This window comes from Algoriphagus sp. 10J20-15 (assembly GCF_055809615.1).
In genome coordinates this window covers 55,582-69,240 of sequence record NZ_JBVVUG010000029.1, presented here as the reverse complement: position 1 = coordinate 69,240, position 13,659 = coordinate 55,582, and the positions used below count along the sequence as shown (strand labels likewise).

Annotated in this window: 18 protein-coding genes; 9 read left to right on the top strand and 9 right to left on the bottom strand. The window is 38.7% G+C overall.

The window, feature by feature from the left end:
* Positions 1–44 precede the first annotated feature (44 nt).
* From AC0L6R_RS11330 to AC0L6R_RS11320, 3 genes are read left to right on the top strand one after another with little or no spacing between them, the layout of a single operon-like run.
* A complete protein-coding gene (locus AC0L6R_RS11330) occupies positions 45–1,277 on the top strand; it encodes a ligand-binding sensor domain-containing protein (protein ID WP_473271316.1) in 1,233 nt (410 codons plus the stop codon).
* A 32-nt stretch (positions 1,278–1,309) separates the two neighbouring features.
* On the top strand, positions 1,310–2,092 hold the full coding sequence (locus AC0L6R_RS11325; protein ID WP_473271315.1) for a triple tyrosine motif-containing protein: 783 nt from the start codon (positions 1,310–1,312) through the stop codon (positions 2,090–2,092).
* Positions 2,082–2,492 (top strand): response regulator, encoded by a 411-nt coding sequence (locus tag AC0L6R_RS11320; protein ID WP_473271314.1) that lies wholly within the window; start codon positions 2,082–2,084, stop codon positions 2,490–2,492. The genes AC0L6R_RS11325 and AC0L6R_RS11320 overlap by 11 nt, the downstream gene beginning before the upstream one ends.
* A 409-nt stretch (positions 2,493–2,901) precedes the next feature.
* On the opposite strand, the gene AC0L6R_RS11315 is transcribed toward AC0L6R_RS11320, so the two are convergent.
* From AC0L6R_RS11315 to AC0L6R_RS11275, 9 genes are all read right to left on the bottom strand, one after another.
* Positions 2,902–3,465: a hypothetical protein gene (locus AC0L6R_RS11315; protein ID WP_473271313.1), complete on the bottom strand. Its 564-nt coding sequence runs from the start codon at positions 3,463–3,465 to the stop codon at positions 2,902–2,904.
* A gap of 4 nt (positions 3,466–3,469) precedes the next feature.
* Positions 3,470–3,604, bottom strand: a complete 135-nt coding sequence (locus AC0L6R_RS11310) for a hypothetical protein (protein ID WP_473271311.1) — start codon at positions 3,602–3,604, stop codon at positions 3,470–3,472.
* 791 nt (positions 3,605–4,395) lie between these two features.
* The gene (locus AC0L6R_RS11305; RefSeq protein WP_473271309.1) at positions 4,396–4,704 is read right to left on the bottom strand and encodes a hypothetical protein; all 309 of its coding nucleotides are present in this window, start codon (positions 4,702–4,704) and stop codon (positions 4,396–4,398) included.
* Complete coding sequence (locus tag AC0L6R_RS11300; RefSeq protein ID WP_473271307.1) at positions 4,701–5,051, bottom strand: sodium:solute symporter family transporter; 351 nt, start codon at positions 5,049–5,051, stop codon at positions 4,701–4,703. Before AC0L6R_RS11300 ends, AC0L6R_RS11305 begins: the two co-directional genes overlap by 4 nt.
* Before the next feature lie 41 nt (positions 5,052–5,092).
* Entirely contained in the window at positions 5,093–5,329 is a 237-nt protein-coding gene (locus AC0L6R_RS11295; RefSeq protein ID WP_473271306.1) for a hypothetical protein, read from the bottom strand.
* Positions 5,330–5,389: 60 nt separating this feature from the next.
* On the bottom strand, positions 5,390–6,265 hold the full coding sequence (locus AC0L6R_RS11290; protein WP_473271305.1) for a dihydrodipicolinate synthase family protein: 876 nt from the start codon (positions 6,263–6,265) through the stop codon (positions 5,390–5,392).
* Positions 6,266–6,315: 50 nt separating this feature from the next.
* On the bottom strand, positions 6,316–6,723 hold the full coding sequence (locus AC0L6R_RS11285; RefSeq protein ID WP_473271304.1) for a TolB family protein: 408 nt from the start codon (positions 6,721–6,723) through the stop codon (positions 6,316–6,318).
* 53 nt (positions 6,724–6,776) lie between these two features.
* Complete coding sequence (locus AC0L6R_RS11280; RefSeq protein ID WP_473271303.1) at positions 6,777–7,682, bottom strand: DUF3748 domain-containing protein; 906 nt, start codon at positions 7,680–7,682, stop codon at positions 6,777–6,779.
* A 104-nt stretch (positions 7,683–7,786) separates the two neighbouring features.
* A complete protein-coding gene (locus AC0L6R_RS11275) occupies positions 7,787–8,083 on the bottom strand; it encodes a hypothetical protein (RefSeq protein WP_473271302.1) in 297 nt (98 codons plus the stop codon).
* 222 nt (positions 8,084–8,305) lie between these two features.
* Between AC0L6R_RS11275 and AC0L6R_RS11270 the strand changes: the two genes are divergently transcribed.
* The 6 genes from AC0L6R_RS11270 to AC0L6R_RS11245 all read left to right on the top strand — a co-directional run bounded on the left by AC0L6R_RS11270 (position 8,306) and on the right by AC0L6R_RS11245 (position 13,632).
* Complete coding sequence (locus AC0L6R_RS11270) at positions 8,306–9,175, top strand: AraC family transcriptional regulator (protein WP_283411317.1); 870 nt, start codon at positions 8,306–8,308, stop codon at positions 9,173–9,175.
* A 172-nt stretch (positions 9,176–9,347) separates the two neighbouring features.
* Complete coding sequence (locus AC0L6R_RS11265; protein ID WP_473271301.1) at positions 9,348–10,574, top strand: hypothetical protein; 1,227 nt, start codon at positions 9,348–9,350, stop codon at positions 10,572–10,574.
* A 73-nt stretch (positions 10,575–10,647) separates the two neighbouring features.
* A complete protein-coding gene (locus AC0L6R_RS11260; RefSeq protein ID WP_473271300.1) occupies positions 10,648–11,007 on the top strand; it encodes a VOC family protein in 360 nt (119 codons plus the stop codon).
* Between the two features lie 232 nt (positions 11,008–11,239).
* Complete coding sequence (locus AC0L6R_RS11255; protein WP_283411320.1) at positions 11,240–12,661, top strand: alanine/glycine:cation symporter family protein; 1,422 nt, start codon at positions 11,240–11,242, stop codon at positions 12,659–12,661.
* 185 nt (positions 12,662–12,846) lie between these two features.
* On the top strand, positions 12,847–13,092 hold the full coding sequence (locus AC0L6R_RS11250) for a hypothetical protein (RefSeq protein ID WP_473271298.1): 246 nt from the start codon (positions 12,847–12,849) through the stop codon (positions 13,090–13,092).
* Between the two features lie 108 nt (positions 13,093–13,200).
* Positions 13,201–13,632: a DUF4943 family protein gene (locus AC0L6R_RS11245; RefSeq protein ID WP_473271297.1), complete on the top strand. Its 432-nt coding sequence runs from the start codon at positions 13,201–13,203 to the stop codon at positions 13,630–13,632.
* Positions 13,633–13,659 lie beyond the last annotated feature (27 nt).

Below are 13,659 nucleotides of genomic sequence, written 5' to 3'. Positions count from 1 at the left end.
GTACATCACGCGGCATATATGAACTGAACCTACAAACCAGAAAAGTGAAATTGGTTACCAGGCAGGATTTCTCTGCATTAAAAATTTTTGGCAATGGGGATCAACTTTATGTATATGCTCTTGATGAAGGGATTTTTCGCTTAAAAGAAGATTATATTCTTGAAAACATCTATTCTTTTAAGCAGGTCAACATCATCTCACCGTCCAGCCTTATTGCAGATTCGGACAACTCGATCTGGGCCGGTTCTCTGGAAAGCGGACTAATTAAAATGTCAGAAGGAAGAATTACCCAAATTATTTATCCAGAGCTCCAAACTTATACGGTAAGAAAAATCATCAGAGAAAAAGACAACCTATACCTGGGTACTGTGGGTAAAGGATTGGCAATTGTAAGACCTGCCAAAATCAAACATTTAAACCAGGATGTTTTACAAGAGAAAAACATCAAGCCAATTTATCAAGCTGCCGATAGTAGTATTTGGATTGGGACTAAATCCGATGGAGTTTACCAATTAAAGAATGGAGAAATAAATTCCTGGAAAGATGAAGACGGGCTATTACAAAACAGAGTTAATACCATCGGATCTGCCAATGGAAAAGTTTACGTGGGAAGTCTTGGAGGGGTATCAATTATTGACCAGCAAAATGGTCAAATAGTAGAATACCTCACAAAAGAAAATGGACTGCAAAGCAATTATGTCTATGCCATATTCCGGGATTCAAAAAATTGGCTTTGGATTCTGACCCGGGGCGGTGGTATTCATTACATTGATGAAAAGGACAGCTTTCACCAAGTAGAATTACCCGAAAAGTACGCCAATACCAGTTTTATTAGTATCCTGGAGTTGAATAATAAACAGGTAATCATAGGATCTGTTAATGAGGGTTTTCTTCGTTTTGAAAATGATCAATTGATCGAAAACCAAATCCTACCATTGCCAATGAGTGAAAATCTTATCTATAGTATGTATGAAGACAGAGATGGAGATTTGTGGTTTGCTACCCACGGTGGCATCGTGCTTTTACATCAAGGGGAATTTAAGATTCTAAAAAAAGAAAACGGCCTAAAATCCCGCGGTGTTTTCAGTATCATTTCAGATGGAAACTCTGGTATATGGACAACCAATAATTTTGGAGTCCAATACTTCCCCAATTCTGAGCTAGAAAAATTCAAACATACTTCCGATGAAGATTTTCATATTGTCAATAACTTTTACAATGAAAGTCATGGAATGCCTAATTCAGAAACAAATGGCTTAGCCTTCCCTCGGCATTAAAGGACTATTCGGGGGAAATCTGGATCCCAACAGTGGAAGGAATTGGTATCATTCGTGGGCCATCATTGGCAGAAAAAGAAGACTCAAAGAATTTCCTCTTTATGTGGGATAACCTTCACGTGGGTGGTCAAATAATTGGAATAGAAAATGAAATTACCATTCCTGAAGGAGTGCGGATCTTTCAGGTAACCTTTAGTCTGATTGACATTGAAAGTCCGGATAGGTATTCTTTTTTTTACCGTATTAATAAAAACTCGGAGGAATGGCAACCCATCAGTGACAGTAGGCAGCTTAATTTTACGGGGTTAAAGCCGGGCAACTACAACTTGGAAATAAAAGTGCTTCGCCATGGAAAAACTGAACTGATAAAGTCCTTACCTATTAGGGTAAAAGCAACTTGGTTTGAAAGTCTAGTTTTCAAGATCTTACTACTGATAGCGTTTGGAGTTCTAGTCAGTTTTATGGTAAAGTATTATTACAATGTCAGGATGAAAAGGAGTTTGGAATGCAAGGTGAATCAACGAACGGCTGAATTGAGCAATACTAACGACCAACTTAAAAAAGCATTGAGTGAGATAGAACGCAAGAACAACGTACTAATTGCTATCACCTGGCATCAATCCCATAAGGTAAGAGCGGCTTTAACCAAAGCAATGGGAATAGCACAGGTATTGAGTCAATATTCAAGTTATCCGGAAATAGGTCTCAGTAAAAATGAGTTGGAAATAGAACTCCAAAAATCGCTGGAGGAACTCGACCAAATCGTCAGAAAAACACACTCAATGTCCGAAAACATGAAAAACCATGAAAGCTAAACTACCCGTAATATACATTATCGACGATGACCAAATAATTATATTACTTCACAAAGCACAAGTCAAAACACAACTTCAAGGCATGGATGTACAGGCCTTCCATGATGCACAAGAAGCTTTAGAAACGCTCGCATCCTTAAATAGCAATGGGCAAAAGAACCTGATTTTTTTGGATATCAACATGCCTAGAATGAATGGCTGGCAATTTTTGGATCAACTACAGGAACGTGTTAATTGTGAAGATATCAAGGTGATTATTGTAACCTCATCGCTGAGTAAGTCGGACAAGGATAAGTCTACTCAATATCCCATGGTCATAGATTATTGGGAAAAACCTATGGGATCAGCTCAATTGACCGAGCTGAGGGAACGATTGGGCGAGTGGTTACCTAAAAATTAGTTTGACTGTTTTAAGCTATTTAATGCCACCGGGTTGTTTTTCAGTAAGTTAAATTAGTTTCATTGATTGCTTTCAAAGATAATGTCCTTCAACCCACTGCTGGTATATCCTGTAAAATCCCGAACCACCTAGGCCTCAAGACGAAAGTTGAAGAGTTTTTGAGCTAAGTACCTGCCACTGTATTTTTTGAATAAAAAAATTCAGAAGTGATGTTTTTACGTTGAATTCCTTTTGTAGTATTTCAGCAATGGATCGTTGGATTCCAATTGCGCTGCGTCACGCTGTCAAATATCCTGTGTTTCCTGCAAAATCCACGTAGAGTCAGTTTGCTGATTAAACTTTTCCAGATAAAAATATCATTTCCGTATTCCTATTCAACGCATGGAAAAGCTGATAGAGCTACTTCTAATCACGCAATGCCTTTTGACAATTGATTTAACATGTTTGAGTTTTCATTAGGAAAAATCTTAGCACTCACGCCTTTAGCATGAAAGAGACTTCTTAATGTTCTTTCATAAAACATGGTATTAGTTTCCCACAAATCCCCTTCTTCCTTATCGATCTCCAAGCATTCAATATTTTTAAGAAACTGTGAAGAAATCAGTTTAGTAATCCATTCAAAATCCGCCTCTCTAATCTTGCCTAGTTTGACTTTTTTACCTAAGTATTTTGCCCAAGTAGTTGTAAAAACCACCTCATCGGAAAATATATTCTCTACTGAATCCTGCTTTTTTCGATCGGAAGGGTTTCTCCACAATTCAACAACTGAGAAGCATTTGCCATGCTTAAAAATAAAGTGCTCAACAATTTCAGGCAAGGCCTGTTTCGGACAGATAGACATTCCGTCAGTTTTTGAAAAGTTGTCAAAACAAAGCTCAAGATTAAAACTTTGTCCTAAAGTAGGAATTAGCCAATCGTACCATTTACTCCCTTTTTTTGTATTAAACTCTGCGCAATCTATCCCTATTCTCAAAGTTTCAAACCCATAAGCTCTTCAGCTTCTCTATTTCATGATTTACTTCCCTTCTATTTCTTGCAGTGAACCAAATTATCTCATTATCTAAAAGCTCTTGAATAAAGCTATCTTCTTTAGGAATTGAATCAATTTTCATAGGGATTAAATTTTGCGATCAAGAATTTTTTAGTGTGGACTATAATGGTCTACTGACTGAATTACTTATTCAAAAAAATTACCAAATCAAAAAGCAACCACTTCCTAAGTCAGGAAATGGCTTTACATAAAGTTTTTACAATGCGTAAATTCAGCGACTAATTTTTCTCAATTTGTGGAGAATTTGCGTGCGCTTTCATCTGGCAAACCTATCAAGAACTTTCTTCGTGTTTAGCAAAAAAACCAGTAATTAGAAACCCAAGAATAAAAATCTGTGAGTGTCCCCATTACGATAGTCAGATTAGTATGCTTAGGGGATTTTCAAAGCCCTCCAACCTAGTTCCTTTGAATAAAATCGCTGAAAAGACTCATCCATCCAATAACCAAAACACCGCACAACACGCCGATTGCTGCTGCTTTTGCTCGAGGCCTTTTTTACTACAAAACCCAGTAGAAAAACAAACCTAAAATCCCACCACTAAAAATGGAAGAAAGAGCCCACCAAGCTTCTAAGGCACTAGTCACTCCATTAAAGGCTAAAGCAACCAAGAGACCCAGACCTCCCATTACGAAAGGAACTTAGCAAAAGCACGCGCATGGATTGCTTCTCGGTGGCATTTTTGTGAATGTATTTGCGATAATGAATCCCAAAGAAGTACCGTCGCTGAGCTATTAATACTCGTAGAAACAGTGCTCATTCCTGCTCGGAAAATCGGAAGCAATCAAAAACGCCTGTCACACCCGTCGGAAGCCCCGATACAATGAAGTAGCGAAATACCTTATCGGCATTCTCTAGCCAACTGCAATTCTGCAGGCAACAGATCCGGAAAAGCCTGATAATAGGAAAAAAGCGCTGTTCCAATAAAGAAAAACAATAAGGAAACTGGTACATAAAAGTAAGCTTCCCAACCAAGTGGATTTCACTGCTTCCTTCTCTGATTTGGCGCTGATATAGCGCTGAATGTAACTTTGATCTATCCCAAAATTCTGTAGGTTAATAAAGAGCCCATAGATCAAAATCATCCAGAAAGTAGATTCTACGAAGTCGATTTTAAAACTACCCAAACTGAATTTATTTGCTTCAGCTGCGATAGTAATCACTTCTCCAACTGCCCATTTGGCATAGAAAACAAGATCACTACAAGACACAGCAAAGCTCCTCCAATCAAGACTATCCCTTGAATAGCATCTGTCCAGATCACTGCTTCGATCCCACCTAGCATGGCATAAACCATCACGCTAATTCCTGTACAGACGATAATAATAGGAACGCTCCATCCGAATAAAGCATTCATCGGCAACGCCAGCAAGTACATGATTGCTCCCATTCTTGCCAGCTGAGTCAATAAGTAGCAAATGGAAGCATAGACTCTAGCCCAGGCAACCAAAACGAGTTTCCAGGTAATAATAAGCGGATTCGCTTTGGAGATTTCTATACAAGGAGACAAAATACTTTACCGCTATCCAAGCGGCAAAAGGTATGGAAAGGCTAAAGACAAATCCGTTCCAGTTGGATAAAAAAGCATTTCCAGGAAAGTGCCAAGAAACTTATACTGCTCACAAACGTGGCGAATATTGACATTCCAATCGCCCAGCTTGGAAGCCTTCCGCCTCCAGTGGTATATTCCAGAGCCGTCCGTTTGCGGAATGAAAAGGAGATTCCAAACCCAACAATTGCAGCCATGTAAACAAGAAAAACTAGTAAATCTATTAAAGGTAAATCCATCTGTTCTGGGGCTTTTGGGAAGAGAAAATTAAGTAACGCTAATTATAGGATTCAAACCAGTCAAACTTTCTTGAGTTCTAGCTGATTAGTAATCTCAATTAATCTTTTTCGGAGTTCTTCTACTTCTTCTTCTGAGAATGGATACAATGGTGAGGCAAATTGTGCTTGGCAAAGTCCTCTAAATGACATCGCAGTTTTCAGCCCTTTCATATAGCTAGACTTATAGCCCCCTAGTTGATAGATCTTAGTACTGATTTCCATCACCACAGCTTGGTATTCTTTTACTTTTCCAAAATCCCTTTTCACAGCAGCCTCATAGAGCCCCACATAGACTTCCGGAAATAGATTAGCTCCTCCACAAACCCCACCATGACTCCCCATCAATACCGTTTCGGCCATCATCTCTTCCGGTCCTACCATCAGCACAAAATCAGGCTGATCTCTAAAGGCATGGCATAGAGACTGAAAATACACACCATGTGCAGAGCTGTCCTTCAAGCCAATAATCCGCTCATGTGAGGAAAGTTTGACTACCGTATCCACCTCGATGATGAGTTCGGTATGAGAGGGCATGTTATAAAGAAACATTGGAATAGAGATTCCGTCCGCCAATTGCTTGAAATAGGAATACATTTCTGATTGATCAATAGTAATGTAAAAAGGCGGTGCAGCCACCACAGCATCTGCTCCAGCTTCTTCGGCGTAGTCTGCCAAAGCGATACTTTCCTCAATCGAAACATCCGTTATCCCAACCAATACAGGCACTCTTCCGGCTACCAGCTCACAGGTCTGCGTGATCAATTCTCTTCGAACTTGATAGCTAAGCCCTGAGAATTCTCCAGTAGTTCCTAGGATAAAAATACCATGAACTCCTCCAGCTATCAAGTGCTCTATCAATTTCTGAACACTTGCGGAATCTAGAGCCCCTTTCAGCATTCAGAGGTGTAATCATCGGAGGGATAATCCCTCTCAGTGGGGAATTTGTTTTAGTTAAAAGTGACATAGTTATTGTATAAAAAGGTGTTGAGATCTAAGACAAAAATCTGGTAAAAGCCTTCTCCATTGAGAGTTCCTTTCCTATTGTAAGCGATAGTATGGCCTTCGTTTGACCAGTTGATATTGCTGAGATGAGTGAATGGTTTTTCTGGCGCAGGCAAAACCAGAATCGTCTTTCCAGTTTCTACGGATGTGACATAAATGGCCTCATTTGCTCCATACGCTAGGTATTTTCCATCTGCACTTAGCGCGAACGAAGTATCTGGAGAAAAGTCATTTGCTGTAATGGCTTTGATCGCATACCCCCAACCGGAGAAACTGCATGAATCTGGATAATACCTGAATCTTCCTTTTGATAGAAATAGATGGCATTGCCATCCGGTGAACTTCTCAACCATTGTCGAGGTCCCTGGAACTCTCAGGGTTTTTATTTTCTGTTGTAAAAGTCAATCTACGTTGAAGTGACTCCTTTAGGAAGAGAAGCCAGCTTTGTCAAACTCCCCGCATTGACTGAATTAATTAAAATAGAATTATCGTCAGGGATATCCGTGATAAAAACCTCTGTTACTTTGTCACCAGAACTGGAAACCACGTCTCCCAAAAATGCCAAAGCGCGCTTTTGTCTTGTCCCATCAGACTTGAAATACCCCTCATTTCCTACCCAGCATTCTTCGTAGGCTTTGCTGATTTTATCCGAACCTGGGGCTGGATTGTTAGTCACTTCGGCGAGTAGAACGGCAAAACTAGTCCCATCAAAGTTCTCATCATTTTGCTCTGCATCAACTTCCACTTTCTCCCCTACCAGAAAAGCGCCCACAGTTCTGAGGTCTGAAACAGTTGGGTTTTCTTTGGAAGTTTGTTCTAGAATTTCATCATTATAAGTAAAGCTAACGAATTGACCATCTGTGCTGTATGAATAAGCATGTGAACCTCCACGCAACGCCCCGATGCTAAAGGGTAATTGCACATCCCGAGCTTCCATGGGCTTTGGTTGATTGTTATTTTCCAAATCAACTTGCATGGCAAATCTTCTGGTAAAGCCATAAGGAACCTCTTCCGAAGCATTCTTCAACCCATGAATAAATACAACTTCGTTTCGAGAAGGATGAAAGCTTACCGCTCCAGTTCCCGGTCCAAACACAGTTTGGTTATAAAGCTGGTAAATAGTTTGAATTTCCCTGGTTGCAATATTCACTACTCCGATCGAAGCGTTTTCTCCGATTTTTGAATCATCGTTTCTACCATCAAATGCCAACAAACGATCATCGGGTGAAAAAGCCTGCCGCTGATTCAGCATATGACCTGATAGATCTTTGGTTACTTGAATTTCCTGTGTTTCAGAAGGAGTTTGATTCATTGTTTCATTTTTGTCGTTGCATTTCACCAAAGTGAAAAGTAGTGGTATTAGTAGAATTCTGCCAAAGGCGGAAGGGTTAGAAATGTGTCTTTTCCGAAAAAGTCTCATCTACTGAGATGATAGAACTGCCCATCTTCAACACTGACTACTATTCCCCACTCTCCATCCACCTCATGAGCCAGCATTTCCCATTGATTGAAGCGGACTTTTTCGAATCCCTCTTGTAATTCTTCTACGTGGCAAATAGGGTTATCACATGTAGTCCCAGAGTTGTTGTATTTAACAATTTCAAAATCATGAGTGACTTGCTGAGCAAAATTTATTTTGAAAAAAGAGCTAGCTGTCAGGCAAAACACTAAGAAATATTTCACCAAGCTATTCACTTGAAAAAGTGGATTCATACCTTAATTTATTTTGGGTTTTACTTTACTAAAGATCATTTTAAATCCCATACGTTCTCTAGTCATTCTTACTCTTATATTCCATTATTTTAGCATAATTACAGGAAGATAATCTGAAATGTATATCAAAATCATATTATTGAGTAGATTTGAAATACTTCATATTTCAATTAAATCAGTCAGTTTGACAAGAGAAAAACCTTCTCTTTTTATACCCCACCAATGAAAGCCCATTTCCATAAAGTACCAATCGAACCAGCAAAATCCTTTATTATTCGCTTCGATCCCAAACCACTTACGGGCAACTTATGGCACTATCATCCGGAGCTGGAACTGCACTACATCATCAAAGGCGAAGGCACTCAATACATAGGAGACAATGTGAGCAATTTTTCCGATGGCCAAATGGTTTTTTTAGGTCAAAATCTCCCTCACGCATGGCGTTGTAAAGAAGAGTATTTTGATAAAGACTCCACCTTGCAAACTGCAACCTATGTCCTCCAATTCCACCCAACATGTTTTGGTCCGGAATTCCTAAATCTTCCTGAGGCAGATAGTATCCCTGTTTTATTTGAAAAAGCAAAACAAGGCTTGCTAATCACTGGAGATACTAAATTAAAAATCGCCGAACTGCTTCAAGAATTAGAGCAAGCAGTCAGTATAAAACGGCTAATTCTTCTTCTTGAAATAATTAAAACTCTCGCCGAAACGGAAGAGTATGATACTATTTCACCAGGATACGCGTACAGCCATTTGTCCAATTTGTCAGAAATGCACAGGCTGGAAAAGATTTACTCCTATGTCTTGGCTAATTATAGCAACGAAATCAATCTTTCAGACATCGCCGATCTAGCGAACCTCAGTCCATCTGCTTTTTGTCGCTATTTCAAAACGATGACTAATAAAACCTTTTTTGAATTTGTAATTGAAATAAGGATATCAAATGCCTGTAGAGCCTTGAAAGAAAACAAGCAGTCCACACAGATGATTTGCTACGAATGCGGATTCAACACACTTTCCAACTTTTATAGGCATTTCAATAAGGTAACTGGAATGACTCCTTTTGCTTATAAAAAACAATATCAATTGTAATTTTTCCTACTACTAATTAGGTGAAAGCGTGATTATCAAATACTGCTATTGAAACGTCTAATTTTATTTTTTATCTTGCAAAAGTGAGTTGCGTATAACTTGTTCATACTTTAATTCATAGCATTTTTTATTGCAATCTCATTTTTCACATTCTCCACATTATTTAAAATTTATGACAAACACTAAAAAAATCAACCAACAGTTATTGGCAATTCTTGCCATTCCGTTCTTGCTTCTTACTGCATGTGAAGTACAACCTGATGAAACTATTACACCAAATGAATCTGAGTTGCTTGCTGCTAATTCAAAAGACAAATTAATCACAAAAGGTTTACCTCCGCTTCCTTTTAATTTTGAAATAGATATGGGTAAAAACCTAAACTTCAATTCAGAATCTGGAAGGCTTTCACCTTTAACATTTGATACGGATCCTCAATATCGGGAAATGGTAAAAACAGCAATAAGTGCTGTAGAGCCTACAGCATGTGGTGATACTGACTTAAATATCTGGCTAGATGATGAACTTTCGGATTGGACCAATAATGCATTCGGAGATGCAGATTTTCTAGCCTTATTCGATCTACCTACTTATCACGCGCTCGTTTTTGAAAATAGTTCAGCGGGTCAATCTTTTGGCAAAAATGGTGAATACACTCAGTCTTTAACTAAAACGTTCAAGGATTTAAAGCGTTTCTGGAATATTGAATCTGCTGAGATCGTGTTAGCAGCTATGCATGGAAACATGTTAACTGACAGAGAAAAGGTGGTGAATACTTACCAAACAGCGTTTGGGTTACCAGAGGCAGCAGCTAAAAATTATGCTGACATAGTTGATTTGGTTCTCGATTTTTATCCTCAATATAGAAATGGAGACCATCCTATCTTCACTTTTAATGCCTTTGCACAGAGAAGTTTCCTCTTTCCACCTGTAGGGGTAATTCCTTCTAAAATAATCATGGGGGATGGAATATTGGAAGCTTACAGTGCTTTAGGTTTTGAAGATGTGGCTCCACAGGCTATTCTTGCTCATGAATTTGGGCATCACATTCAATTCCAGCTTGGATTATTTCCTGCAGTCCGTACTCCAGAAGGTACTCGACGAACAGAGTTAATGGCAGATGCTTATTCGGCTTACTATCTTTCTCATTCCCGAGGAGCAACTATGCAATGGAAAAGAGTTCAGAAATTCTTAGAAGTCTTCTTTAATATTGGAGATTGTGGATTTGCTAGCAATGGTCACCATGGTACACCTCTACAAAGAATGGCTGCTGCAGAATGGGGATATGAAGTTGCGAATTCGGCTAAAAAACAAGGTAAAATTCTAACTAGTGAAGAATTTACAATACTTTTTGAAGCCAAGCTACCAGAGTTTGTAGCTGTTCCTCTGACAGTTCAATAAGTAGTATCAATAAACTATACTTAAATCACCTTTACACACGTAAGGGTGATTTTGTGTTTTTAAATGAATTCTAATGCTTGAAATCAAACACCTTGACCATATCCTAATCACCATTCCAACCGGAACCAGTAAGGATGCACGAAAATTCTATTTGGAAATATTGCAACTTAATGAAATACACGGTAATCATCCTCATGGTGCTATTTGGATCAAATTGGGAAATATTGAACTTCACATTCGAGAAGAAGAAGGGCATCAAAGAAATTCAGCACGACATGCAGCTTTTGTCGTAAAGAATCTCAAAACAGCCAAAGACTTCCTGATCCAAAACAATTTTGAAATCAGCTACTCCTCGGCAATTAAGGGACGTGATCGTTGCTTTTTCAGAGACCCTTGGGGAAATAGATTGGAGTTAATAGAATTTATTTCCTGAGAATTCTTATTAGCAGGAACGGTAGATAATAATCCCAAAATCAGGAATTTAATAATCTGAATAAAAAGTAAGCTTTATCCAATATTGCCTAATTTTCAAAGGCAACCGATCAGGAATTAAGCCCATTTAAAATGATTCTTCTGCTATAATCGCTGATTTTTTCCTTTATTCGGGTTCTAAATAAACCCGAATCATACTTAATACTGGGAAATTCTAAGTTTTAAAATCATATATGAAAGAGATAGTAGAAGCTATTAATGCAGTTGTTTGGAGTAATGCGCTGATTTTTCTTTGCTTGGCAGCCGGAGTTTATTTCTCCTTTGCCACCAAATTTCTTCAGGTCACTTACCTAAAAGAAATGGTTCAGCTCTTATTTAAAGGAGAATCATCAAAAGAAGGGGTTTCCTCCTTTCAGGCATTTGCAATAGCCATATCAGGAAGAGTAGGAACAGGAAATATCGCTGGTGTAGCCACCGCCATAGCCATGGGTGGACCTGGGGCCATCTTTTGGATGTGGGTTATCGCATTTCTGGGAGCATCTTCGGCTTTTGTAGAATCCACTTTGGGTCAAATCTATAAGGAGGTAAATGATGGAGAGTACCGCGGTGGACCTGCTTATTATATAGAAAAAGGAATAGGTAAAAGATGGTATGCAATGCTCTTTGCTTTCGCAACTATTTTGGCTACGGCCATCTTTATGCCAGGTGTGCAAAGTAATAGTATTGCTCTGAGCATGGACAATGCTTTTGGTGTTCCTGTTGAATATACAGGGATTTTAGTGACTATTTTTATGGGCCTGATCATCCTTGGAGGAGTGAAAAGAATCAGTAAAGTAGCAGAAGTAGTAATTCCGTTTATGGCTGCTGCATACATCTTGATGGCTGTGGTGATCATCGCAATAAACATTACCGAAGTCCCTATGATTTTTGCATTGATCATTAAATCTGCTTTCAACTTGGAAGCCGCATTTAGTGGTGTATTTGGTATGGCTATCGCTTGGGGCGTAAAAAGAGGAATCTATTCGAATGAAGCTGGTCAGGGAACCGCTCCACATGCTGCATCCGCTGCAGAGGTAAGCCACCCAGTAAAGCAAGGATTGGTTCAATCCTTTTCAGTTTATGTAGATACCCTTTTTGTATGTACTGCCACTGCGTTGATGATACTTTTCACAGGTCAATACAATGTTGTTAATCCTGATGGTGGATTTATAGTAGAAAACCTTCCTGGAGTAGCTTTCGGCCCAGAATACACTCAATTTGCCGTAGCCTCCCAATTCCCTTCCCTGGGAGCTGGATTTGTGGCTATTTCCTTATTGTTTTTTGCTTTTACAACAATAATGGCATACTACTATATCGCAGAAACAAACCTGAGTTATTTAATTAGAAAGACAAATAATAAATGGGGCATTTGGGTACTCCGAATCGCAATTTTAGGAGCAACCTTTTATGGATCTATTAAAACTGCTGAAATGGCCTGGACCATGGGTGATATCGGAGTAGGCCTCATGGCATGGTTGAATATCATAGCAATCATTCTCCTCCGTAAGCCAGCTTTCAAAGCATTGAAAGATTATCAGCGCCAGAAGAAAGAAGGTAAAGATCCTGTATTTATTGCTAAAGATGCTGGGATCGATAATGCTGATTTCTGGAAGTAGTTTTTATCCGCAGTGTTCGCACGGATTATTACAACACAGATTAGTAAATACCTGATTTTAAATAGATAGGGTATTCAAAAGCCGACAAGCTAATTGTCGGCTTTTTTTGTGCTATTAATACAGAAATTGTTAATATGTGACAAATTAGCTTAAACAAATTATTGAATACCAAACTTTTAACTGATATGAATATCAACCCAAAAAATCAATCGAGGATTTTTGAAAGAGGAAAAGAAAGTTGGGAAAGTTCAGCTGAATTCAAAAAGAGAATCTATCAACTGAAACGACAGATTCTGGAAAAGTACGAGCTTGATTTGTCATCAGAGAAAAATTGGTACAAACGCTTCATCCATAAAACTCGTATGTGGCTGGAAATATGGAGAAAAATCAGGGAAATGAAATCAGGGAAAAATCTCCATTTTGCGAGTTAGACCTTATAAAATGAAGGATTTAGGCCTATGAAAACGCTAAGAACAATTCTTGCCTGTCTCTTCCTAATGAGTTTACTAGGGTGTGAGGAAAATTCAGCCCCTTCTAATATGACAGTAGACAGGTATGTGGAATTATTAAAAAAAGGAAAATACGATGCTTCCGAACTGCCGGAATTTTCTTCTCGGGATATTCCCGCACTTTTAGCCTATAGAAATGATACTCAGCTGATCAAAGACTTTCCTAGAAACATTATTTCTTCTCTTTGGCTACCAGACTGCAGCTTAGGCATGTATCTTTTGTGGACAATAGAATCTATTAGAGCAAGAGCAATAGACAGCGAATACTTGATTGGCACTTTTCCATCCCAAAATCCGATCGTACAGAAAAGGGACAATTCATCACTACTGCTTGAAAATAGTGAGATCCGAGAATTGATTGCTAGATCATACAATGACTGGTGGGAAAGCAACAAGAACAAGGACTTTAATAGGTTTAAAGAAACAGACCCTTTGAAGAACACTGAATATCGCTGGCATTAATTCAATTGCTTACTTGTCATTATCTTA